Genomic DNA, 23015 nt, shown 5'->3' with positions numbered 1-23015 from the left:
ACGGGTGACGGGTGACGGGTGACGGGTGACGGGTGACGGGTGACGGGTGACGGGTGACGGGTGACGGGAACTATCGTAGGAGCGGCGCCCCGCAGCGAACAACCATCAAGGTGAGGGTATTCGCGGCGAGGCGCTGCTCCTGCAACAGCAGGGGAGACCTAACGCTCGAACGAGCGGCCGTAGCTGGGCTGAAGATCCGGCGTGCCGCCGGAGGGCTGGGCATTGCGCCTTTCCTGCCGCGGTGTCAGGCCGAAGTGGTTGCGATAGGCGGTGCTGAAATAGGAGGCACTGGAGAAACCGCACATCAGGCCGACCTGCAGGATCGGCCGGTCGTCGGTGCGCAGCAGCGCGCGCGCCCGCTCCAGACGCAGCTCCAGATAGTATTGCGACGGCACCGTTTGCAGGTGCTGCTTGAACAGGCGCTCGAGATGGCGGCGCGATACGCCGACATGGTGGGCCAGGTCGTCGGTGCTCAGCGGTTCCTCGATGTTGGCTTCCATCAGCGTAACCGCTTCGATCAGGCTCGGCTGCTGGGTCCCTATACGCACCTTCAGCGGCACCCGCTGGGCTTCGTCACTGGGCCGGATGCGTTCGCAGACGAACTGTTCGGACAGGCTGGACGCCAGTTCCAGACCGTGCTCGCGGCCGATCAGGAACAGCATCATGTCCATCGAGGCGGTGCCGCCACCGCAGGTATAACGGTCGCGGTCGGTTTCGAACAGGTTGCCGGTCGCCTGAACCCGGGGAAACTCGTCCCGCAGCGTCGCCATGTCCAGCCAGTGGATGGTGGCGCGATAGCCGTCCAGCAGGCCGGCCCGCGCCAGCAGATAGGCGCCGGTGCCGACGCCGCCGAGGGTGCGAATCGAGCGCGACCAGCGCTTGAGCCAGAGCGTCAGCCGCTCCTCGCCGCTGCGCGAAAGCGTCGCCGGTCCGCAGACAAAGAGTGCGTCGAGCATCGGCACCTGATCGACCTGGCACTCGGCCCGCACCTCCACCCCGCAGCTACTGGGTATCAGCTCGCCGCCGCCGGTGCCGATCAGCACGACTTCGTAAAGGTTCTGGCCGGACAGGCCGTTGGCCGTTCGCAACGCCTCCACCGCACAGGAAAAACCGGTGAGGGAGAAATCCGGCGTCAGCACAAAGCCGAAGCGCTGGGTTCTTTTGGGAAGAGAGCTCAAAGTCGACAGCAACCCGTTTACAGTTAACAGAAAGGCGCCAATCACACCCATCTACTTACCACTAACCCTTTTACAAGATTAGCCCGGTAAACATTCGCCCGGGGGCCGGGCTCCTACGGTGGTCGGGTTTCGCTTCACGCTTTACGCCTCACACCATAAATCATAGCCCGCGCATCATAACGCCCGCGCACGGGAAAAGTCCCCGGCGCTCCCGGCGGATGGCAGCCAGGTGAAAATCGGGGTCGCCTGGGCAAAATTATCCCGCTGTCGGCTGCCCCGTGGTTTGCGGATAATAATTTTCACTCCCCATCCGCGAACAACAAGAAGCCGATACTACCGATGGATATCTCCCCGACAGTCGAAAGTTCACCGGTTGCGCCAGGCACCGATTCAGACATCGAAGCGCTGATAAATGCCCGGCACCCTGCCAGCGAAGCCCGCCAGCTCAAGCAGCTTCTAGGCGCCTGTTTCCGCCACCAGCTGATGGACGGACAGTTGCGGCCGCAAGATCTGTACGGCGCCCTGCTCTGCGCCTGGCAGCGCCTGCAACAGCATCGTGCCGGCACCATCGGGCTGGCGGTATTCAACACCGACCCGCAGCAGGATGCCTGGCACTGCGACCACAGCCTGATCGAGATCCTGATGGACGATCAGCCCTTTATCGCTGCCAGTTGCCTGTCGGAACTCGCCCGCCTGGGCATCCGCATCCATCACCAGGCCTACCCGGCGCTGCATCTGCGTCGCGACAGCGAGGGCCGGTTGCTCGAACTCTGCGAAAGCAAGGTGCCGGGCGCGCGCACCGAGGCCCTGGTACGTTTCGAAATCGACCGCCAGGCAGACCCGGCGGCGCTGGCCGAGGTCCGGGATGCCCTGGCACGCGTTCTTGAAGACGTGCATTGCAGCGTCGCCGACTGGCAGGCGATGCTGGAACGGGTGGAAGAAGCCGCCCGCGCCTGCGAAACGGCGGACGACCGTGATTCCGAGACGGTCGACTTTCTGCGCTGGCTGGCCGACGAGCATTTTCTCTTCGTCGGCTACCGCTACTACGATATCGGGACCGACGAAAGCGGCTGCTACCAGCTGCATTACCGCGACGGCTCGGGGCTGGGCTGCTTCCGTGATCCGGTATCCGAGTCGAAGCGACTGATCCGCCTGGACGCCGACCAGAGCGAGCTGCTGCGCGCCCCGCAGCGGCTGGTGCTGACCCGCTCGACGACCCGTTCCACGGTTCAGCAAAACCGTCACCTCGACTATATCGGCGTAAAAAACCTCGACGGCGACGGCCGGCTGATCGGCGAGTGGCGCTTCTTCGGCCTCTACTCGAGCCAGGCCTACGACACCCCGGTCAGCCAGATCCCGCTGATCCGCCGGCATGTGCGCCGGCTGCTCGAAAGCTCGGGCCTGTCGCGGGACAGCCACGGCTACAAGGCACTGCGCCACCTGCTGTTCAACTATCCGCGGGACGAAATGCTGCAGAGCGGCTACGAGCAGCTGCGCGAGACCATCCTCGGCATGCTCGACTGCGTCGAGCGCCGCCGCCTCGGCCTCTTCCTGCGCCCCGACGCCCACGACCGCTTCATCAAGGTGCTGATGCTGGTGCCGCGGGATCAGTACAACACCCAGCTGCGGGTCGCGGTGCAGGAGATCCTGCTGGCGGAACTGGGCGGCCACAGCGCCGAGTTCGGCGTACGACTGTCGGAAGAGCCGCTGGCACTGATCGAATTCTGCATCCATTGCCGCCAGGCCCGTCGGGTCGAATATGACCGCGACCGTCTCTACACCCTGGTGCTCGATGCCATGGAAAGCTGGCCGGACAAACTGCAGCGGGCGCTCGAACAGGACCTCGGCGAATACCGGGGCAACAGCCTCTTCGGCCGTTTCGCCGGTCGTCTGCCGCTGGCCTACCGCGAAGCGACCGACCTGACAACCGCGGTCGCAGACCTCAAGCAGCTGGCCGCACTGAAAAGCGACCAGCAGCTGGCCACCCGGCTCGAACCGCTGGCCCTGGCCGCCTGGGCCTGCGGGTGCTGGGCTGCGGCCGCGACATGACGCTGTCCGATGTGCTGCCGATCCTCGAACACCTGGGCGTGCGCGTGCTGAGCGCCACCCCCTATCAATTGACGCCCCGCAGCAATGAACAGCCGGGCTGGATCATCGACTTCCAGCTGGCCTGCGATCCTGAGCTGGACCTGGCGTCCGCCGAGGTGCGCGACCAGTTCCAGCAGAGCTTCACCCGCACCTACGGCGGCGAACTCGAGGACGACCGCTTTCACCAGCTGGTGCTGCGTGCCGGGCTCGGATATCGCAACGTCACCCTGCTGCGGGCGATCAGCAAATACCTGCAGCAGCTCGGCGTCCCCTTCAGCCAGCACTACATCGAGCAGGCGCTGGCGCGCAATCCGGCGCTGAGCCGCCAGCTCTGCGCCCTCTTCGCGCTGCGCTTCGATCCCCGGGTCGAGGGCGACCGCGCCACCGAGGAGCAGGCCCTGACCGAGTCGCTGCTGGCGGCACTGGAGGCTGTGGAGAACCTCGACGAAGACCGCATCCTGCGCCACTACCTCGGCGTCATTCAGGCGATGCTGCGCACCAACTACTATCAAACCGACGGCACGCAGACCGACGGCGGCCGCGAGAAGGGCTACCTGTCCTTCAAGCTCAACACCCGCGCCCTGACCTTCGCCCCCGAGCCGCGCCCGGCCTTCGAGATCTTCGTCTATGCGCCCTGGGTCGAGGGCGTGCACCTGCGTGCCGGCCCCATCGCCCGCGGCGGTCTGCGCTGGTCCGACCGGCGCGAGGATTTCCGCACCGAGGTGCTCGGCCTCGTCAAGGCGCAGATGGTCAAGAACGCCGTCATCGTGCCGGTCGGCGCCAAGGGCGGCTTCGTGCCCAAGCAGCTGCCCGAAGGGGGCGACCGCAACGCCGTCCAGGCCGAGGTGATCCGCTGCTACGAGACCTTTATCCGCGGCCTGCTCGACATCACCGACAACCGGGTCGGCGATGAGATCGTGCCGCCGCCGCAGGTCGTGCGCCACGACGGCGACGACCCCTACCTGGTGGTCGCCGCCGACAAGGGCACCGCTACCTTCTCCGATATCGCCAACCGCATCAGCGCCGAGTACGGCTTCTGGCTCGGCGACGCCTTCGCCTCCGGCGGCAGCAACGGCTACGACCACAAGAAGATGGGCATCACCGCCCGCGGTGCCTGGGAGTCGGTCAAGCGCCTGTTCCGCGAGCAGAACCGCGACTGCCAGCGCGAGGACTTCACCGTCATCGGCATCGGCGACATGGCCGGCGATGTCTTCGGCAACGGCATGCTGCTGTCACGCCATATCCGCCTGGTCGCGGCCTTCAACCACCAGCATATCTTCATCGATCCCAACCCGGACGCGGCCACCGGCTGGCAGGAGCGCAAGCGCCTGTTCGAGCTGCCGCGCTCGAGCTGGGAGGATTACGATCTCGGCCTCATCTCCACAGGCGGCGGTCTCTACCGGCGCAGCGCCAAGCACATCGACCTGAGCGACGAGGCGAAGGTCGCGCTGGGCACCGACCAGACCCGCTTCACCCCCAACGAGCTGATCCGCACCCTCCTCAAGGCGCCGGTCGACCTGCTGTGGAACGGCGGCATCGGCACCTACGTCAAGGCCAGCCTTGAGAGCCACGACGAGGTCGGCGATCGCAGCAACGACAACCTGAGGGTCGATGCCGGCGACCTGAGGGTGAAAGTGATCGGCGAAGGCGGCAACCTGGGGCTCACCCAGCGGGCACGCATCGAGTACGCCCGTGCCGGCGGGCGGGTCAACACCGATGCGATCGACAATGCCGGCGGCGTTGATTCCTCCGACCACGAGGTCAACCTGAAGATCCTGCTCAACCAGCAGGTCGCAGCCGGCACGCTCGGCGAGACCGAGCGCAACCGCCTGCTCGAGAGCATGACCGACGAGGTCGCGAAGCTGGTGCTGAGGCACAACTACGGCCAGAGCCAGATCCTCAGCCTTGCCGACGGCCAGGCGCCCAGCCGGATCAACGACCAGCGCCGCCTGATCCAGCAGCTGGAAAAAGCCGGCCGTCTGAATCGTGAACTGGAGCAGTTGCCGGGCGACGAACAGCTCGACCACCTGGCCCGCGAAGGTCAGGGGCTGAGCCGGCCCGAAATCGCGGTGCTGCTGGCCTACGGCAAGCTCTGGCTGTGCGATCAGCTGATCGCCGAGGGCCTGGCCGACGACCGGGAACTGCTGGAGGCGCTGCAGCATTACTTCCCGGCACCGATCCGCCGGCACCACGGGGCTGAACTGGCACTGCATCCACTGCGTACCGAGCTGCTGGCCACCCATCTCACCAACCGCCTGTGCAACCGCATGGGTGAAACCTTCGTCAGCTACCTGCAGTCGGAAACCCGCTGCCGGGCGCTCGATGCGGTGCGCGCCTTCGAGGCCGCCTGCCGGATTCTGGAGATCGACCGCCTCTGGAGCGGGCTCGAGGCGCTGGAGTGCGATCTCGACGACGGCATTTTCCGCGGCCAGCTCGCCGCGATCCAGGACCTGGTCGAACGCACCGCCCTGTGGCTGTTGCGCCAGTCGCAGCAGGTCTTCGCCCGCCCGGAACAGATGGCAATCTTCACCCGGGAGGTCGCCGGGCTGCGGCAGCGACTGCCGGAACTGCTCGACAGCGGGGACCGGGAGCTGCTGCAGCATACCCGCGCCGAGCTGATGGCGGGCGGCGTACCGGAAACACTGGCCGCCCAGCTTGCGGCCCTGCCCTGGCAGTACCCGCTGCTGTCGATCGTCGCCCTGGCTGGCAGCCGCGACCAGAACAGCCAGACCGCCGCCGGCGTCTACTTCGCGCTCGAGCAGCAGCTTCCGCTGAAACCGCTGCGCCGATGCATCGAGGCTCTTCCGGAACGCGATCTGTGGCAGCGCAAGGCCCGCGCGACCCTGGCGCGGGAGGTCGACAGTGCCCAGCTTCAGATCAGCCGCTGGATACTCGACACCACCGATTTCACCACCGAGCCCGGCGCACGGCTGTCACAGTGGCAGACCCGCGCATTGCCGCTGCTCGACAACCTGCAACAGACCTTCGCCGAGGTCCGCTTCAACGAAACGCCCGACCTGGCCATGCTGTCCGTCGCCGTGCGCGAGCTGGGCAGCCTGAAACCGCTTTAACGAATCGATAACCGGGCGCCCCATCGAGCGCCCTCCGCATCCGGCGGCCAAAAGCCGCCGGTCAGCGCACCAGGCGCTAAAAAAGGAGATAACAAATGACCCAGAATATCGTAAGCCGCGACACCTTCGATGAAGTGGCTATGGAGGGCGCCGAACTACAACCCGCCGCAGGGCCAATCAAATTATCGGGCTGTCCCTGAAACCACATGAGCCAGACGGCCCCAATCAGTTATAAAAAAGGAGAATTCAAATGACGCACACCGCTGTCAGTCGCGACACCTTCGATGAAGTCATGGTACCCAACTACAACCCGCCGGCCATCATCCCGGTACGCGGTGAAGGTTCCCGTCTCTGGGACCAGCAGGGCCGCGAGTACATCGACTTCGCCGGCGGCATCGCCGTCAACGTCCTCGGCCATCGCCACCCTGCGCTGGTCAAGACGCTGAAGGATCAGGCCGACAAGGTCTGGCACCTGAGCAACGTCTTCACCAACGAGCCGGCACTGGAGCTGGCGCGGAAGCTGACCGGGCGCACCTTCGCCGACCAGGTGTTCTTCTGCAACTCCGGCGCCGAGGCCAACGAGGCGGCCTTCAAGCTGGCGCGTAAATACGCCCATGACCACCAGGGCGCCGGCAAGCACGAAATCATCGCCTTCAACCAGGCGTTCCACGGCCGCACCCTGTTCACCGTTTCGGTCGGCGGCCAGGCCAAGTATCGCGAAGGTTTCGAGCCGGTACCGGCCGGCATCAGCCATGTGCCCTACAACGATATCGAGGCGCTGCGCAATGCGATCTCCGAGCGCACCTGTGCCGTGGTGATGGAGCCGGTTCAGGGCGAAGGCGGCGTCGTGCCGGCGGATCCCGAATTCGCCCGCGCCGTGCGCGAACTGTGCGACGAACACCAGGCACTGCTGATCTTCGACGAGGTGCAGACCGGCGTCGGCCGCACCGGCAGCCTCTATGCCTATGAAGCGCTGGGCGTGACACCCGATATCCTGACCACCGCCAAGGCCCTGGGCGGCGGCTTCCCCATCGGCGCCATGCCGACGCGCCGCGAGATCGCCAAGAGCCTGAACATCGGCAGCCACGGCACCACCTACGGCGGCAACCCGCTCGGCTGCGCCGTCGCCAAAGCGGTACTGGATATCGTCGACGACCCGGAACTGCTGGACGGCGTCAAGCGCAAGCAGCAGCTGTTCGTCGAGCAGCTCGAGGCGATCAACCAGCGCCACCACTGCTTCCGCGAGATCCGCAGCGCAGGCCTGCTGATCGGCGCCGAGCTGGCCGAAAACCTCCAGGGTCAGGCACCGAAGTTCCTCGCCGCCGCCCGCGACCTGGGGCTGATGCTGCTGGTCGCTGGCCCCAACGTGCTGCGCATGACGCCGTCGCTGATCATCCCCGACGAGGACATCCGCGCAGGCATGGCGCTGCTCGACCAGGCCGTCGCCAGGGTGCTCGAGGTCGAAAACTGCGCCTAAGGCGTCAGGCGTTTCTACGGTACCTGACACGCCCTGATTGTTGGGGCTTTTGTGGGAGTGGCTTCAGCCAACGCCGATGGCGGTTATTTGCGGCTGAAGCCGCCCTCGGAAATTTCGGCGCCCGCCGTAGGAGCGCCGTACCCAAAGGGCACTTCCCCGGTGCGAACAACCTCGGTACCGGAACCTTTCGCCTCGGGGCGAGGCTCCTACGAAATATCGGCCATGGCACCTGCCACGGGGGGCGATTAGGGGTGGCCATGAACCATAGAATCTCCCACAGGGTAGGAGCTGCGCCCCGCAGCGAATGGGGCGTGGCACCGTCACCCGTAACCCGTAACCCGTAACCCGTAACCCGTAACCCGTAACCTCCCGCCAGTGTTGGGTTGCGCTGCGCTCCACCCAACCTACATCCGCCCGAATCACAAATTCAAAAAAACTACGTCGCCTCAGCGACAGTTATGCCCTGTCGATGACCGCGACAATCAACAATAATGAGTATCAAGACAACACAACAAGGACTGCCGACGATGACTGCCGATGCCCGATACGCTCCCTGGCTCGAATGGCTTAACAGCCAGCAGGAGGTCATGCTGGCGCGCACCCTGGAGCTGGCGGAAATCAATTCGGGCAGCCTCAACGCCGCCGGCGTCAACCGGGTACGGGAGACCCTGCAGCGCTATTGCGAGGAACTGGGCGGCGAAGCCGAGGTACTGCCGGTCGCGCCCTACACGCTGATCGACGAACAGGGTGAAAGCCGTCACTTTCCACTCGGCGATGCGCTGCGGATCCGCAAGCGTCCCGAGGCGCCGCTGCAGCTGTTCCTCTGCGGTCATATGGATACGGTGTTCGCCGCCGACCACAGTTTCCAGTCGGTGCGCTGGCTCGACGACAACACCCTCAACGGCCCCGGCGTCGCCGATCTCAAGGGCGGACTGATGGTGATGCTCAAGGCGCTGGAAGCGCTGGAGCGCAGCCCCTTCGCCGCGCAGATCGGCTGGGAGATCCTGTTCAACCCGGACGAGGAGATCGGCTCACCGGGCTCGGCACCGCTGATCGCCGAAGCCGCCAGCCGCGTCGACCTCGGCCTGATCTACGAACCCTGCATGCCGGACGGTACCCTGGCCGGCGCACGCAAGGGCAGCGGCAATTTCAGCGTCGTGGTCCACGGGCGCGCCGCCCATGCCGGACGCGAACATCACCTGGGCCGCAACGCGGTGCGGGCACTGTGCGACTACATCTCGGCGCTGGACGACCTCAACGGCCAGCGCGAAGGCGTGACGATCAATCCCGGTTTCATCCATGGCGGCGGCGCCGTCAACGTGGTGCCGGACAACGCCATGGCGCGCTTCAATATCCGCCTCGAGAAAGCCGAGGACGAAGCCTGGTGTCTCGAACAGCTGGACCGGATCGGCGCCCGGATCAATGCCCGCGACGGAATCGGCCTGGAACTGCACGGCGGTTTCGGCCGCAAGCCCAAACAGCTTTCGCGCGCCAACCAGGCGCTGTTCGAACTGGCCCGCGATTGCGGTGCCCAACTGGGTATGGCGCTGGACTGGAAACCCACCGGCGGTTGCTGCGACGGCAACAACCTGGCTGCCGCCGGCGTACCGAACATCGATACCCTGGGCGTACAGGGCGGCAAGATTCACAGCAGTGACGAGTACATGCTGGTATCCAGCTTCACCGAGCGTGCCAGGCTCAGCGCCCTGATCCTGATGAAGCTGGCCGATGGCGCGCTGAACGATGTCCTGTACACAGAAGGGAAGAAACGCTGATGCTGATTATCCGACCCGTCGACTTTCCCGACCTGCCGCAGCTCGAGCAGCTGGCGGTGCAGTCCCGCGGCAGTATCACCACCCTGCCGGCCAATCGCGAATACCTCGGCCAGCTGATCGGACTGACCCAGGGCTCGCTGCGCAAGAAGGTCAGCCTGCCCGGCAGCGAGTCCTACCACTTCGTGCTCGAAGACAGTGACAGCGGCCGTATCCTCGGCATCAGCGGCATCGAAGCCAGCATCGGTCTCGACTCGCCGTTCTACAGCTACCGCATCGACGAAGTGGTGCACGCCTCACGGGAACTGCAGATTCACAACCGCATCCCGTCGCTGCACCTGTGCCAGGACTACAACGGCACCAGCCGGCTCTGCACCCGCTACCTGGCGCCGGATGCCGCGACCGCGGCCAATATCCACCTGCTGTCGCGGGCCCGCATGCTGTTCATTGCCGGGCATCCGAAGCGCTTCGCCCGCCGCACCGTGGTCGAGCTGCAGGGCATGGTCGACCACGAAGGCAAGTCGCCGTTCTGGGAAAGCCTCGGCCGCCATTTCTTCGGCATGGACCTGTCCCAGGCCGACTACCTGACCGGTATCAACCGCAAGACCTTCATTGCCGAGCTGATGCCCCACTATCCGGTCTATGTGCCGCTGCTGAACGAGGCGGCACGCAATGCCATCGGCCAGCCGCGTCCCGATATCGAACCGGTGATGGATCTGCTCGAGGACGAGGGCTTCGTCTACCGCGGCTACGTCGATATTTTCGATGCCGGACCGACCCTGGAAGTGCGCACCGACGATATCCGCTCGGTCTGGCAGAGCCAGCAGAAAACCCTGGGCGTCAGCGACGATCAGCCCGACGCGGATCAGTGGCTGATCCTGAGCAACGGCGAGACCGGCGACTTCCGCGCACTGATGGTGCGCGGCAACCCCGACAGTCCCCGGGTAACGCCGGACGTGGCCGAACGGTTGCGGCTACGCGACGGTGATCCGGTACGGGTGCTGGCACTGGGTGCCGACGACCTGCTGATCTGAAGTCCAGCGGCACGTTTCGCTGCGCTCAAGGTGACCTACGTAAATCGAACGGTTCCACAGGGAAGCTGCGCCCTGAAGAACGACAAGAGGTTCAGAACTTATGATGATCGTTAGACCGGTGCACCGGGATGACAGGGCCGCGCTGCGCGAACTGGCGCGCAAGACCGGTCCCGGCTTCACCTCGATGCAGGACGATGACGACCATGTCCGCAACATGATCGAAACCGGCGTGATGGCTTTCGAGGACGAGTCTTCCAGCCGCGATGCCTATTATCTCTTCGTGATGGAGGACAGCGAAACCGGCCAGGTGGTCGGCACCTGTGCGATCCATGGCGCCGTCGGTCTGCACGATGTGTGGTACAGCTACCGCGTCGGTACCCTGGTCCAGGCGTCCCGGGAACTGGGCGTCTACCGCCAGCTGCACACCCTGACCATCAGCAACGACCAGACCGGCTTCAGCGAGCTCTGTACGCTGTTTCTCGATCCCGAGTACCGCCGCAGTCTCAATGGGCACCTGCTGTCCAAGTGCCGCTTCCTGTTCATGGCCGAATTCCCGCACCTGTTCAGCGACACCCTGATCGCCGAAATGCGCGGCTACTCGGACGAGAACGGCATCTCGCCGTTCTGGGAGGGGCTCGGCCGGCATTTCTTCTCGATCGACTTCACCCAGGCCGATCAGCTGTCGACCCGCAACAAGGTGTTTATCGCCGAGCTGATGCCCAAGCACACCATTTACACCAACCTGCTGCCCGAATCCGCGCGGGCGGTGATCGGCAAGACCCACGACGCCACGCTGCCGGCGCGCCGGCTGCTCGAGAGCGAAGGCATGCGCTATACCCACTATGTGGATATCTTCGATGCCGGCCCCATGCTCGAGGCCCCGGTACAGCAGATCCGGGCCGTCAGGGACAGCCTGTACTACAAGGCCCGCATCGAGTCCGTGGCCGAGCAGGACCAGCCCTACCTGATCAGCAACACCCTGCGCGGCGGTTTCCGTTGCTGCACCAGCCGCGCACTGAGTCTGCGCAACAGTATCGCCAGTCTCGACGCAGAGACCGCTACCGCCCTGAACATTCGCAACGGCGACACCGTACGGATCGTCCCGCTGTTTGCCGAAAGGAGAGCCTGAACATGACCCTGTATATCGCAAACGAGTGGCTTGCCGGTGCCGGCCAGGCCCTGGAGTCACAGAATCCCGCCACCGGCGAACCCGTCTGGCAGGGCCAGGCCGCAGACGCCGGCCAGGTCGACCGGGCCGTGCGCGCCGCCCGCGGCGCCTTCCTGGACTGGTCCGACCGCACCTTCGCCGAGCGCGCCGACATCTGCCGCCGCTTCGCCGAAATCCTGCAGGACCGCAAGGAGGAGCTGGCCCACGCCATCGGCCGCGAAACCGGCAAGGCCCTGTGGGAGGCCCGCACCGAAGTCGCCGCGATGATCGGCAAGATCGAAATCTCGATCCGCGCCCACGACGAGCGTACCGGCAACCGCGAGTCCGAGGTCGCCGGCGCCCGCGCCGTGCTGCGCCACCGCCCCCATGGCGTGGTGGCGGTCTTCGGGCCCTACAATTTCCCGGGCCACCTGCCCAACGGCCATATCGTACCGGCGCTGCTGGCCGGAAACTGCGTCGTCTTCAAGCCCAGCGAGCTGACGCCGCTGGTCGCCGAGCAGACCGTCAGATGCTGGGAAGCCGCGGGTCTGCCGGCCGGCGTCATCAACCTGGTGCAGGGCGAGAAGGACACCGGCATCGCCCTGGCGGGCCATCCGGACATCGACGGCCTCTTCTTCACCGGCAGCTCCCAGACCGGCGAACTGCTGCACCGCCAGTTCGGCGGCCACCCGGGCAAGATCCTGGCCCTGGAGATGGGCGGCAACAACCCGCTGCTGGTCGGCGAGATCAGCGACATCCCGGCCGCGGTTCACGAGACCATCCAGTCGGCCTATATCAGTGCCGGCCAGCGCTGCACCTGCGCCCGCCGCCTGCTGGTGCCCGAGGGCGAGACCGGCGACCGCTTCGTCGAGGCACTGGTGCGCGCGATCAGGGGGATCCGCGTCGGCCGCTACGACGAGGAGCCGCAGCCGTTCATGGGCAGCCTGATCAGCGAGAAGGCCGCCGACCAGTTGCTCGCCGCCCGCGGCCGGCTGCTGGAAATGGGGGCGACCGAACTGGTCGAGATGGCGAAACTGCAGCCGGGCACCGGCCTGCTGTCGCCGGGCCTGCTCGATGTCACCGCCGTCGCCGAACTGCCGGACGAGGAGTATTTCGGTCCGCTGCTGCAGCTGATCCGCTACCGCGACTTCGACCAGGCGATCGGCGAGGCCAACAACACCCGCTACGGTCTCTCGGCCGGTCTGCTCAGCGACAGCCGCGAGCAGTACGACCTCTTCATCCGACGCATCCGCGCCGGCATCGTCAACTGGAACCGCCAGACCACCGGCGCCAGCAGCGCCGCGCCCTTCGGCGGCATCGGCGCCAGCGGCAACCACCGCGCCAGCGCCTACTACGCGGCGGACTACTGCGCCTACCCCGTAGCCGGGCTCGAACAGGACAGGGTCCAGCTGCCCGCCACCCTGGCCCCGGGTCTGGACCTGGGTAACGAATAGGGTAACGCCTAAAGCCGGTGTTGGGTTGCGCTTCGCTCCACCCAACCTACGTACGCTCCGTTTACCCATCACATCGTAGGTTGGGTGAAGGCCCGCAGGGCCAAAACCCAACACAAACCAATGGGACACAATAAAATGAAAGCCTTTGAAGCGAATTTTGACGGTCTGGTCGGACCGACCCACAACTACAGCGGCCTCTCGTTCGGCAATATTGCCTCGGACAAGAACCAGGCCCGGGCGTCGAATCCGAAACAGGCGGCGCTGCAGGGGCTGACCAAGATGAAGGCGCTGGCCGATCTCGGCATGGTGCAGGGCGTGCTGGCACCGCAGGAGCGCCCCGATGTGCAGACGCTGCGCCGCCTCGGTTTCGGCGGCTCCGATGCCAATGTGCTGTTCCAGGCGGCGCAGTATTCGCCGCGGGTGCTGGCGGCCTGCTGTTCGGCCTCGAGCATGTGGACGGCCAATGCCGCCACCGTCTCGCCCGGCGCCGACACCCACGACGGCCGGGTGCACTTCACGCCGGCGAACCTGACCAACAAGTTCCACCGTTCGATCGAGCACGAAACCACCGGCCGCATTCTGCGTGCCACCTTCCCGAACGAGCAGCATTTCAGTCACCACTCGGCCCTGCCGGGTGTCGAGCACTTCGGCGACGAAGGCGCGGCCAACCACACCCGCTTCTGCCACGAATACGGCAAACGCGGTATCGAGTTCTTCGTCTTCGGCCGCTACGCCTTCGACAGCCGGAAGCCCGCGCCGCGCAAGTACCCGGCCCGCCATACCTTCGAGGCGTCCCAGGCGATCGTGCGCAAGCACCAGCTCAGCAGCCAGCATGTGGTCTACGCCCAGCAGAATCCGGACGTGATCGACCAGGGCGTTTTCCACAACGACGTGATCGCCGTCGGCAACCGCAACCTGCTGTTCTGCCACGAACAGGCCTTTCTCGACCAGCAGACGGTCAAGCGCGACCTGAGCCGGGCGATGCAGGGCGACTTCAATGTCATCGAGGTGCCGACCGAAAAGGTCTCGGTGCAGGATGCGGTGCAGTCCTACCTGTTCAACAGCCAGCTGCTGTCACTGCCCGACGGCCGCACCCTGCTGGTGATCCCGGAGGAGTGCCGCCAGACACCGGCGGTCTGGCATTACCTGCAGGACCTGGTCGCCAGCGGCAGCGGCATCGACGAGCTGAAGATCTTCGACCTCAAGCAGAGCATGAGCAACGGCGGGGGCCCCGCCTGCCTGCGCCTGCGGGTGGTGCTGACCGACGCCGAACGGGCGGCGGTCAACCCCCATACGCTGATGAACGACGGGCTTTTCGGCGAGCTGACCCGCTGGGTCGAGAAGCACTACCGCGACCGGCTGCAGGAAAGGGACCTGGCCGATCCGAAGCTGCTGATGGAAACCCGTTTCGCGCTGGACGAGCTGACGCAGATCCTCAACCTGGGATCGGTTTACCCGTTTCAGCGCTGAAGGGGGTTACGCGCAGATTGCGGCCTGTTGGGTTGCGGCCCTTCGGGCCTTCACCCAACCTACGAAGGGAAGTGCACCGGGTAGGTTGGGTGGAGCGCAGCGGAACCCAACAGTTTCGTCTCAGCCCCGGCCCCAGTGCCGGCGGTGGGTGTTCAGCAAACGGCTGTCGGCCGGATCGAGGCGGGCGAAGTCCGCCTGCTGGCGCAGGAAGGCCGAGACGGTCAGGCGCTGGAAGCCCTGTTCGTCCAAGGACGGCAGGGCCCGTTCGAGGTAATCGAGGGTCACCGGGTAGGGATGGCCGATCATCAGCGCCGAGCCGTATTCCCGGGCGATCGCCGGGCCCTCCTGAACTGGCTGTCGACGAAGGCCCCGGTCTGTTCATGATCGAGGAAGACATCGCGCATCAGCGACGGAATACCGCGCTCGCGCGCGACCCGCCAGGCAACTGTATCGGCGCTGGTGCGGCTGTCGACGAACAGCAGCCCGCGCTCCTGCAACACCTCCATCACCCACTCCATGGGCCCGCGCCGGGCCGTCAGCAGACTGCCCATATGGTTGTTGAGTCCCACGGCATGGGGCACGGCATCGAGATCGGCGCGCAGCGTGCGCTGGAACAGTGCCTTGTCCATCCCCGGGGTCAGGGCGCCGGGGCCCAGCGCCAGCTGCTGCCGGTTCGCCATGGGCGCATGCAGCATCACTTCCTTGCCCAGCGCCAGGGTCGCACGGCCCTGCGCCAGGCTGTAGCCGAGATCGTCGATCACGAGCAGCAGACGGGGTTGCTCCACGGCATCCCGCCGCTGCAACCGGGTCGGTTCCGGGGCCCGGCGGCCCGGGCCTGCACGGCCAGGGCCGCCAGCCCGAGCAGCAGCGCGCGACGGCGCATCAGCCCTGTTTCGATTCCGGTTTCAGGATCACCAGCGCCTTGAGCAGGTTCAGCGCCTCGAACAGCTGGAAGTCGCGTTCGACCAGCTTGTCGTCGGCCTTGACGCCGTTGCTTTCGCCGTTGTTCTGGCCGTTGACCAGGTGGCCGGTCAGATCGCTCTCCTTGAGACGGTCGCCGTTCTCGAGGTTGCGCACCTCGGCTTCCTCGACCCGGATGTCCGGCACGATGCCCTGGGCCTGGATCGAGCGACCGCTGGGGGTGAAGTAGCGTGCCGTGGTCAGCTTCACCGCGCGGTCGGCCGTCAGCGGCAGAATCGTCTGCACCGAGCCCTTGCCGAAGCTGTCGGTGCCCAGGATCAGGCCGCGCTTGTGGTCCTGCAGCGCGCCCGCGACGATCTCCGATGCCGAGGCGGAGCCGGCGTTGATCATCACCACCAGCGGCACCTCCGGTGCAGCGGTCCTGGCGCTGGCGCTGTAGCGCAGTGCCGCATTGGCGAGACGTCCCTCGGTATAGACGATCAGGCCATCGTCGAGGAAGGCGTCGCTGACCTCGACCGCCGCCTGCAAGACGCCGCCGGGGTTGTTGCGCAGGTCCAGCACCAGTCCACGCAACGGCCCCTTGTCCTGCAGATCCTCGATCGCCTCGACCAGATCCTTGCCGGTGTTGACCTGGAACTGGGAAACGCGCAGGTAGCCGAAGCCATCCTCGAGCACGCGGTGACGGACACTGGCGACGCGGATGACATCACGGATCAGTTTGACTTCGAAGGGTTTCTCGACACCTTCGCGAACGATGGTCAGCACGATCGGCTCGCCCGGCTTGCCGCGCATCAGCGCCACCGCCTCGTTCAGCGACAGCCCCTGCACCGGCGTATCGTCGAGCTTGACGATCAGATCGCCCGCCTTGATGCCGCCCTTCTGTGCCGGGGTATCGTCGATCGGCGCGATAACACGCACGAAACCGTCCTGCAGACCGACCTCGAGCCCCAGGCCACCGAACTCGCCGCTGGTATGTTCCTGCAGGTCCTCGTAGGCCTCCGGCTCGAGATAGGCCGAATGGGGATCGAGACCGGCGATCATGCCGCGTATCGCATCCTCGAGCAGCTGGGCATCGTCGACCGGCTCGACATAGGCGGTCTTGATGCGCTCGAACACCTCGGCGAACAGTCGCAGCTCATCCAGCGGCAGAACCGGCGGCGCCTCCTCGACAACGACCTCGTCGATCTCCTGCTCCACCGTCTCCTCCGCCGCGACGGCGGGCCCGGCGAGCGCCAGCGCCAACAGCAACGAGCCGAGTGTTTTCGTCCAAGTCCCTGGCGAAGATGTCAACAGCGTCATAACAGTGTCCTATATCAGTACCACCGGTTCAGTGTAGCCCGTGACACGGGAAATCGGGCGCGCGACCTATTTCCGTGCCAGCCAGCGGGCGGGATCGGTCGGCTTGCCGTTGTGGCGCACGGCGAAATAGAGCGCGGGGTCGGAATAGCCGCCGCTGTTGCCGACCACCGAGACCCTGTCGCCGGTCTCGACCCAGGCGCCCGGTTCCTTCAGCAGGCGCTGGTTGTGGCCGTAGAGGCTCATGTAGCCGCCCCCATGGTCGATGATCAGCAGCAGGCCGTAGCCCCGCAGCCAGTCCGAGAATACCACCCGGCCACGGTGCACCGCACGCACTTCGCGGCCAGCCGGCGCGGCGATCAGCATGCCGTCGTAACTGACGCCGGTGTCGCTGTTGCCGAAGGCGCGCAGCAGGCGTCCGTCGACCGGCCAGTTGAGCTTGCCCCTGAGTTGCGGCAGGGATTCGCTGCGCCGGGCCAGCTCGGCGGCCTTGAGCGCTTTCTCGATCTCGGCGAGTACGCCCTCCAGGCGCTTGCGGTCGCCCTGCAGCGCCTGCAGCCGGCCCTGCTCGCTGTCGATCGACTTGCGCAGCTGTGCCAGGGTTGCGCGGCGCTTTTCGCGCGCACTCTCGAGCCGACCGCGCTGCTGCACGAGCTCCTCGCGGCTGGCCAGCAGTTCGGCCTGGGTATCGTCCAGGGCCGACTCGGTGCTGGCAAGCGCCTGCAGCTGCTGCCGGTAATGGTCGAGCCGGGCCACCAGCTCGGCATTGATCAGGTCGAAGTAGCGCAACATGCGCCCCAGTTGCTCCGGGTCCCGCTGGTTCAGCAGCAGCTGCAGACGCGGCTGCTGTCCAAGGCGATACTGCTTACGCAACTGGCGGTTCAACTGATCACTGCTGTCGGCAACCGAGCGGCGCAAGGCATCGCGCTTCTCTTCGAGGCTGCCGACCCGGCCGCCGAGCTGTTCCAGCTGCCGGTCCAGTTCGGCCATGCGGTTGCCGACCTGGCCGATCTCGGCTTCGCTGTCGCGCAGCGCCTGCTCCAGCGACTTGCGTTCGCCCTGCTGGCGGCTGATCGAACTCTGCAACGCCCCGATGTCCTTTTGCAGCCGCTGAATCTGTGCTTCGGTTGCCTCCTTGTCGGCAGCCGACAGGGCAGCGCCGTACAGCAGCAACAGCATCAGCGACAGGGCTCGGATCATGGCAGGGATTCCTGGGGCGGCCGCGGACGCAGCCGCCCCGGCGGTCTTCAGTTAAGGGTCACCAGGGATTTGCCGGTCATTTCGGCGGGCTGCTCCAGCCCCATCAGCGCCAGCAGCGTCGGCGCCAGGTCGCAGAGCGCGCCGTCGGCGATACTGACCTGCTGCGCACGTGGGCCGTCGTAGATCAGCGCCACCGGCCAGTTGGTGTGGGCGGTATGGGGCTGGCCGGTCTTCGGGTTGACCATCAGCTCGACATTGCCGTGGTCGGCGGTGATCAGTGTCTCGCCGCCGACATCACGCATGGCCTCGAGTACCTGGCGGATGCTGTCGTCGACCACTTCGCATGCCTTGACCGCGGCATCGAACTTGCCGGTATGGCCGACCATGTCGCCGTTGGCAAAGTTGCAGACGATCAGGTCGTACTTACCGCTGCGGATTGCCTCGCAGAGTTTCTCGGTCACCTCGGGGGCACTCATCTCCGGCTTCAGGTCGTAGGTGGCGACATCCGGCGACGGCACCAGGATGCGATCCTCGCCCGGGTAGACCGCTTCCTGGCCACCGTTGAAGAAGAAGGTCACATGGGCGTACTTCTCGGTTTCGGCGATGCGCAGCTGGGTCCTGCCGAGACCGGACAGATATTCGCCCAGATCGTTGGAGATGGCTTCGGGCGGATAGGCGCAGGCGCAGTCGATATCGGCCGCGTACTGGGTCATCATCACGAAGTCCGCCAGTGCCGGACGGGCGCTGCGCTCGAATCCGTCGAAATCGGTGTCGACGAAGGCGCGGGTGATCTCGCGGGCACGGTCCGGACGGAAGTTGGCGCAGATCATCACGTCGCCGTCCTGCACGGTGCCACGGGGCTGGCCGGCCTCGTCGGTCAGCACGGTGGCCTGGACGAACTCGTCGTTCTCGCCGCGCTCGTAGGCCGCGGCCAGGGCCTCCTGACCGGATTTCGCCTGCTGCGGCGCCTGCCCCAGCGTCATGGCGTCATAGGCGACCTGCACCCGGTCCCAGCGGTTGTCGCGGTCCATGGCATAGTAGCGACCCACCAGGGTCGCCAGGGCGCCGACACCGATCTCGGCGCACTTGGCCTCGGCCTTGGCGATCGACGGCTCGGCCGAGCGCGGCGGCATGTCGCGTCCGTCGAGAATGCCGTGCAGATACACCGCCCTGGCGCCCCGCTTGGCGGCCATATCCAGCAGCGCCATCAGGTGATCCTCATGGCTGTGAACGCCGCCCGGCGACAGCAGGCCCAGCACATGCACGGCCTTGCCCGCCGCAATCGCCTTGTCCATCGCGGCGGTCAGTACCGGATTTTCGAAAAAATCGCCGTCGCTGATCGCCTTGGAGATGCGGGTGAAATTCTGATAGACAGTCCGGCCCGCGCCGATATTCATATGACCGACTTCGGAGTTGCCCATCTGCCCGTCGGGCAGACCCACCGCCATGCCGGACGTCTCGATGCGGGCATTCGGGTTGCCGGCCAGCAGCCGGTCCCAGGTCGGGGTATTGGCCGCTTCGATCGCGGAAGATTCGGTGTGCTCGACGCCGAAGCCGTCGAGAATCAGCAGTGCTCTGGGGACTCTTGGTTCTGTCATGGGCCTGTCTTTCGTCTGAGTGTGCATGTGCGAAAGAAACCATTTTACTCACAAACAATAGCCAATGCGACTGAGAGTCATCCGTAGGTTGGGTAGAGGCCCGAAGGGCCGAAACCCAACATCGCGAGCGGCCAGTGGGCGCGGGCAGATCTGGAAGCTTCTTTCTGTTGGGCTTCGCTTCGCTCTGACCAACCTACGCGTGTTTCGAGTGCCTTCTAGCCCTTATGCCATTGCGGTCGTCAATGTATACTTACGCGCTGACTTTTACCGCATCCGCGAATGACCGCATTCGCGAAATCGAGCCCAGTGGAATACAAGATGGAAAACTTGTTCGAATTTGTAACCAATCATCCCTACCTTATCGCAGCCTGGGTGATCACACTGGTGCTGGTGCTGCTGAACGAGAGCCGCAAGGGCGGCAAATCGGTGACGCCGTCCCAGGCCGTTACGCTGATCAACAAGGAAGAGGCGGTCGTTGTCGATATCCGCAGCAAGAAGGAATGGGGCGACGGCCATATCACCAGTGCCATCAATGTACCGATTGCAGAGCTCGACAAGCGTCTCGAGGAACTGAACAAGTACAAGTCCCGCCCGGTCATCGTGGTCTGCAACCTCGGCCAGACCGCCGGTGCCGCCACCAAGAAACTCAAGGCAGCCGGCTTCGAGCAGGTCTCCCGCCTCAGCGGCGGCATGACCGAGTGGAAAGGCCAGAACCTGCCCGTTATCAAGTGAAATCCATGTCCGATATCCTGATCTACACCACCACCTGGTGCCCCTACTGCGTCCGCGCCAAGATGCTGCTGGACCACAAGGCGCTGGAATACCGGGAAATCAACCTCGACCAGGAGCCGGCCAAACGGCTCGAGATGATGGAGCGCAGCGGCCGCCGTACCGTGCCGCAGATCTTCATCGGCGACACCCATGTGGGCGGTTGCGACGAACTTTATGCGCTGGAGCGCCAGGGCGATCTCGACGACCTGCTGGCGAAGGCATGAACAGGCAATTTTCCTACGCACGATAAACCGAACCGAATAAGGAACAGATCCATGGCTGACGAAAACGCACAGAACAGCAACCAGCAGGCCAGCGGCCCGCAGTTCTCCGTCCAGCGCATCTACCTCAAGGATGCCTCCCTGGAAGCCCCGGGCACCCCGACCGTTTTCACCAAGCAGTGGAAGCCCGAGATCAACCTGGACCTGAACACCCGCACCAAGACCCTGGGCGAAAGCCACTACGAAGTGGTGCTGACCCTGACCGTCACCGCCAAGGTCGAAGAGGAAACCGCCTTCCTGATCGAAGTGCAGCAGGCCGGTATCTTCCAGATCGCGGGCCTCGGCGAAGCCGAACTGAACCACACCCTCGGCGCTTTCTGCCCGAACATCCTGTTCCCGTATGCCCGCGAGTCGGTCGACAGCCTGGCCACCAAGGGCAGCTTCCCGGCCCTGATGCTGGCGCCGGTGAACTTCGAAGCCCTCTACGCCCAGCGCATGCAGCAGCAGGCGGCGCAGCAGGCCGAAGGCGAAAGCCAGGCACATTGATCAAAGGCCTGTAAGCCACTAAAAATAGTTTTTCGCTGATTAGAGTGAAAGCAGAGGACGTAACAGTAGGATGGGTGGAGCCGCAGAGCCACTGTGCTGTAGGTACGCACCGGATTTTGTGCGGCGTAACCCATCACCCCGTTGCTGAATCGTCCCCTCCAGATGGGTTGCACGACGGCCCTGGCCGCGGCAGGATCGGAAATCCCGTGCCCGGCGTCGTTCCACCCATCCTACAGACTAGATAAAAAGGGACCGGCCGCCCAGGGCGCCGGTCCCTTTTTCGTTTTCCGCAGGGAGCCGGTGAGTGCAACGAACCGCACCGCCCACCTCAGGGACTGTCGCCTTCCTCCAGCTGCTTGATCAGGTCCATGATCTGCTCGACGCTCGGATGGGTACTGTCCAGCACCTGCTGAGGCGTCATGCCCTCGATTCCGAAATGCGGGCTGTTCAGCCACTCCCGTGCCGCCTCCCTGCTGCCGAAATAGCCAATCGCCGCCTCCATCAGTCTTCGTCGCGCTTCGTCTGGAGCCATCGAGGTCACCCTGTGCCTGTCGCTGTTGTCGAGGCCCCAAGTATAGAAAGAAGAGACGGGGTTTGCCCGGTGACCGGGGTCAGGCTTGCGCCCGGAAGGAACGGTCAGGGATAGGCGGCGCGCTCGGTCAGGCACTCGTCCGCGCCCATCTCGAACTCGCGGCAGATCAGCGGCCGCCGCTCGTAGATCGAACAGAGCATGGTGTTGCGGTCCAGCGCCGCACACCAGCCGTCATCCAGCTGCGCCATCGTCTCCCCGCCCCAGTCGTCGTATTCGATAAACCGCTCCGGCACTCCGGTATCGGTCAGGAGCATGACCTTGAGCCGACAGCAGCTGGCACTGCAGGTCGCACAGGTCACCTCGGTTGTCGGCAGGTTCGTCACTTCGATGGTCATAAATCACACAATCAGGAATTCGAGACGCCAGCATAGCGCGATCCGGCATCCGGCGATATCGAAGTCGGTTCGCGGGTCGCTCTCGATCCTCCGCCCCTTCAGATCCAGCGCCGTACAGGACGACAGCAAATGCCATGAGTCCCGTCAGAAGCCGCCAGCAGCCAGGAACAGGTCAATGTGCAATTGAGACACCGGCATCAGACAGTGTCCGCTATCCAGGTCTACCCCCTGCGGCTTCTCAAACTATCCAACTATAAAGTGGCTCCAGCTGTCCCTCGGCAATCAGTTTCTGCTTGCTTTTAAAGGTGGCGGCTTTTTTAACGTATCCCCTGGCCTTCTCCAGCAACCGGGTGCGCTCTTCGGCTGTCAGCGACCTGACGGCTTTGGCGGGAATACCCATGATCAGCGAGTTATCGGGAAATGTTGTCCCCTCCGTGACTACGGCTCCAGCCGCGACCAATGAATTCTTACCGATACGCGCGCCATTGAGGATCACGGTACCTATGCCGACAAGACTCCCTTCTCCTACATGGCCGCCCTGTATGGTCGCCTGAAGCGCAATGGTCGCGTTATCCGCTATCTCGACAGGAAAACCCGGGGCAGCATGTAATACCGCGCCATCCTGGATATTGCAGCCCTTGCCAATGCATATCGCATCGGACTCACCCCGCAGTACGGCCTGCGGCCATACCGAGCTCCTGCCGGCAATACTGACATCGCCGATAACCGACGTCTGTTCGTGAACGTATACGGTTTCAGCCAGCAGCGGCCGTTTTTCACCCAATCCATAAATGGCCATCACAGATCTCCCGCTAATCGATTGAGCGGTTGTGCAGGCCCGAAA

18 protein-coding genes and 1 pseudogene are annotated in these 23015 nt (G+C 64.9%); 11 read left to right on the top strand and 8 right to left on the bottom strand.

All coding sequences use genetic code 11. The features are described 5' to 3' along the window. Positions 1–158: 158 nt before the first annotated feature. Positions 159–1178 (bottom strand): GlxA family transcriptional regulator, encoded by a 1020-nt coding sequence (locus ACFQDL_RS14730; protein ID WP_379909694.1) that lies wholly within the window; start codon positions 1176–1178, stop codon positions 159–161. 339 nt (positions 1179–1517) lie between these two features. Here ACFQDL_RS14730 and ACFQDL_RS14725 point away from each other — a divergent pair, with 339 nt between their 5' ends. The 8 genes from ACFQDL_RS14725 to astB all read left to right on the top strand — a co-directional run bounded on the left by ACFQDL_RS14725 (position 1518) and on the right by astB (position 14691). Continuing rightward, complete coding sequence (locus ACFQDL_RS14725; RefSeq protein ID WP_379909693.1) at positions 1518–3227, top strand: hypothetical protein; 1710 nt, start codon at positions 1518–1520, stop codon at positions 3225–3227. Then, the gene (locus tag ACFQDL_RS14720) at positions 3203–6337 is read left to right on the top strand and encodes an NAD-glutamate dehydrogenase domain-containing protein (protein WP_379909692.1); all 3135 of its coding nucleotides are present in this window, start codon (positions 3203–3205) and stop codon (positions 6335–6337) included. Before ACFQDL_RS14725 ends, ACFQDL_RS14720 begins: the two co-directional genes overlap by 25 nt. 250 nt (positions 6338–6587) lie before the next feature. Continuing rightward, the gene (locus ACFQDL_RS14715) at positions 6588–7814 is read left to right on the top strand and encodes an aspartate aminotransferase family protein (protein ID WP_379909691.1); all 1227 of its coding nucleotides are present in this window, start codon (positions 6588–6590) and stop codon (positions 7812–7814) included. Positions 7815–8341: 527 nt separating this feature from the next. Next, entirely contained in the window at positions 8342–9589 is a 1248-nt protein-coding gene (locus ACFQDL_RS14710; RefSeq protein WP_379909689.1) for a hydrolase, read from the top strand. Then, positions 9589–10620 carry an arginine N-succinyltransferase gene (locus ACFQDL_RS14705; protein WP_379909688.1) on the top strand — a complete coding sequence of 344 codons (1032 nt, stop codon included), beginning with the start codon at positions 9589–9591 and terminating at the stop codon, positions 10618–10620. Before ACFQDL_RS14710 ends, ACFQDL_RS14705 begins: the two co-directional genes overlap by 1 nt. Before the next feature lie 100 nt (positions 10621–10720). Further along, a complete protein-coding gene (gene astA, locus ACFQDL_RS14700) occupies positions 10721–11749 on the top strand; it encodes an arginine N-succinyltransferase (protein ID WP_379909687.1) in 1029 nt (342 codons plus the stop codon). 2 nt (positions 11750–11751) lie between these two features. Next, the gene (gene astD / locus ACFQDL_RS14695; RefSeq protein ID WP_379909686.1) at positions 11752–13221 is read left to right on the top strand and encodes a succinylglutamate-semialdehyde dehydrogenase; all 1470 of its coding nucleotides are present in this window, start codon (positions 11752–11754) and stop codon (positions 13219–13221) included. Between the two features lie 135 nt (positions 13222–13356). Next, positions 13357–14691 (top strand): N-succinylarginine dihydrolase, encoded by a 1335-nt coding sequence (astB, locus tag ACFQDL_RS14690; RefSeq protein WP_379909685.1) that lies wholly within the window; start codon positions 13357–13359, stop codon positions 14689–14691. Between the two features lie 120 nt (positions 14692–14811). On the opposite strand, the pseudogene ACFQDL_RS14685 reads toward astB, so the two are convergent. The 4 genes and pseudogenes from ACFQDL_RS14685 to gpmI form a co-directional block, all read right to left on the bottom strand. Beyond that, a pseudogene (locus ACFQDL_RS14685) lies at positions 14812–15371 on the bottom strand (divergent polysaccharide deacetylase family protein). 202 nt (positions 15372–15573) lie between these two features. Continuing rightward, on the bottom strand, positions 15574–16911 hold the full coding sequence (locus ACFQDL_RS14680; RefSeq protein ID WP_379909684.1) for a S41 family peptidase: 1338 nt from the start codon (positions 16909–16911) through the stop codon (positions 15574–15576). A 66-nt stretch (positions 16912–16977) separates the two neighbouring features. After that, complete coding sequence (locus ACFQDL_RS14675; protein ID WP_379909683.1) at positions 16978–18108, bottom strand: murein hydrolase activator EnvC family protein; 1131 nt, start codon at positions 18106–18108, stop codon at positions 16978–16980. Between the two features lie 47 nt (positions 18109–18155). Next, the gene (gene gpmI, locus ACFQDL_RS14670) at positions 18156–19706 is read right to left on the bottom strand and encodes a 2,3-bisphosphoglycerate-independent phosphoglycerate mutase (RefSeq protein ID WP_379909682.1); all 1551 of its coding nucleotides are present in this window, start codon (positions 19704–19706) and stop codon (positions 18156–18158) included. 318 nt (positions 19707–20024) lie between these two features. On the opposite strand from gpmI, the gene ACFQDL_RS14665 reads away from it, so the two are divergent. From ACFQDL_RS14665 to secB, 3 genes are read left to right on the top strand one after another with little or no spacing between them, the layout of a single operon-like run. Continuing rightward, on the top strand, positions 20025–20438 hold the full coding sequence (locus ACFQDL_RS14665) for a rhodanese-like domain-containing protein (protein WP_379909681.1): 414 nt from the start codon (positions 20025–20027) through the stop codon (positions 20436–20438). A gap of 5 nt (positions 20439–20443) precedes the next feature. Continuing rightward, on the top strand, positions 20444–20701 hold the full coding sequence (grxC, locus tag ACFQDL_RS14660) for a glutaredoxin 3 (protein ID WP_379909680.1): 258 nt from the start codon (positions 20444–20446) through the stop codon (positions 20699–20701). 51 nt (positions 20702–20752) lie between these two features. Further along, the gene (gene secB / locus ACFQDL_RS14655) at positions 20753–21244 is read left to right on the top strand and encodes a protein-export chaperone SecB (RefSeq protein WP_379909679.1); all 492 of its coding nucleotides are present in this window, start codon (positions 20753–20755) and stop codon (positions 21242–21244) included. 328 nt (positions 21245–21572) lie between these two features. Here secB and ACFQDL_RS14650 read toward each other — a convergent pair whose 3' ends face one another. From ACFQDL_RS14650 to ACFQDL_RS14640, 3 genes are all read right to left on the bottom strand, one after another. Further along, positions 21573–21776: an antitoxin Xre/MbcA/ParS toxin-binding domain-containing protein gene (locus ACFQDL_RS14650; RefSeq protein ID WP_379909678.1), complete on the bottom strand. Its 204-nt coding sequence runs from the start codon at positions 21774–21776 to the stop codon at positions 21573–21575. Positions 21777–21880: 104 nt separating this feature from the next. Further along, entirely contained in the window at positions 21881–22171 is a 291-nt protein-coding gene (locus ACFQDL_RS14645; protein ID WP_379909677.1) for a YkgJ family cysteine cluster protein, read from the bottom strand. Positions 22172–22409: 238 nt separating this feature from the next. Continuing rightward, a complete protein-coding gene (locus tag ACFQDL_RS14640) occupies positions 22410–22970 on the bottom strand; it encodes a gamma carbonic anhydrase family protein (RefSeq protein WP_379909676.1) in 561 nt (186 codons plus the stop codon). Positions 22971–23015: the final 45 nt, after the last annotated feature.

It is taken from the genome of Marinobacterium aestuariivivens, from assembly GCF_042661465.1.
Lineage (GTDB): Bacteria > Pseudomonadota > Gammaproteobacteria > Pseudomonadales > Balneatricaceae > Marinobacterium_A > Marinobacterium_A aestuariivivens.
This window is presented reverse-complemented; position numbering and strand designations above follow the sequence as displayed.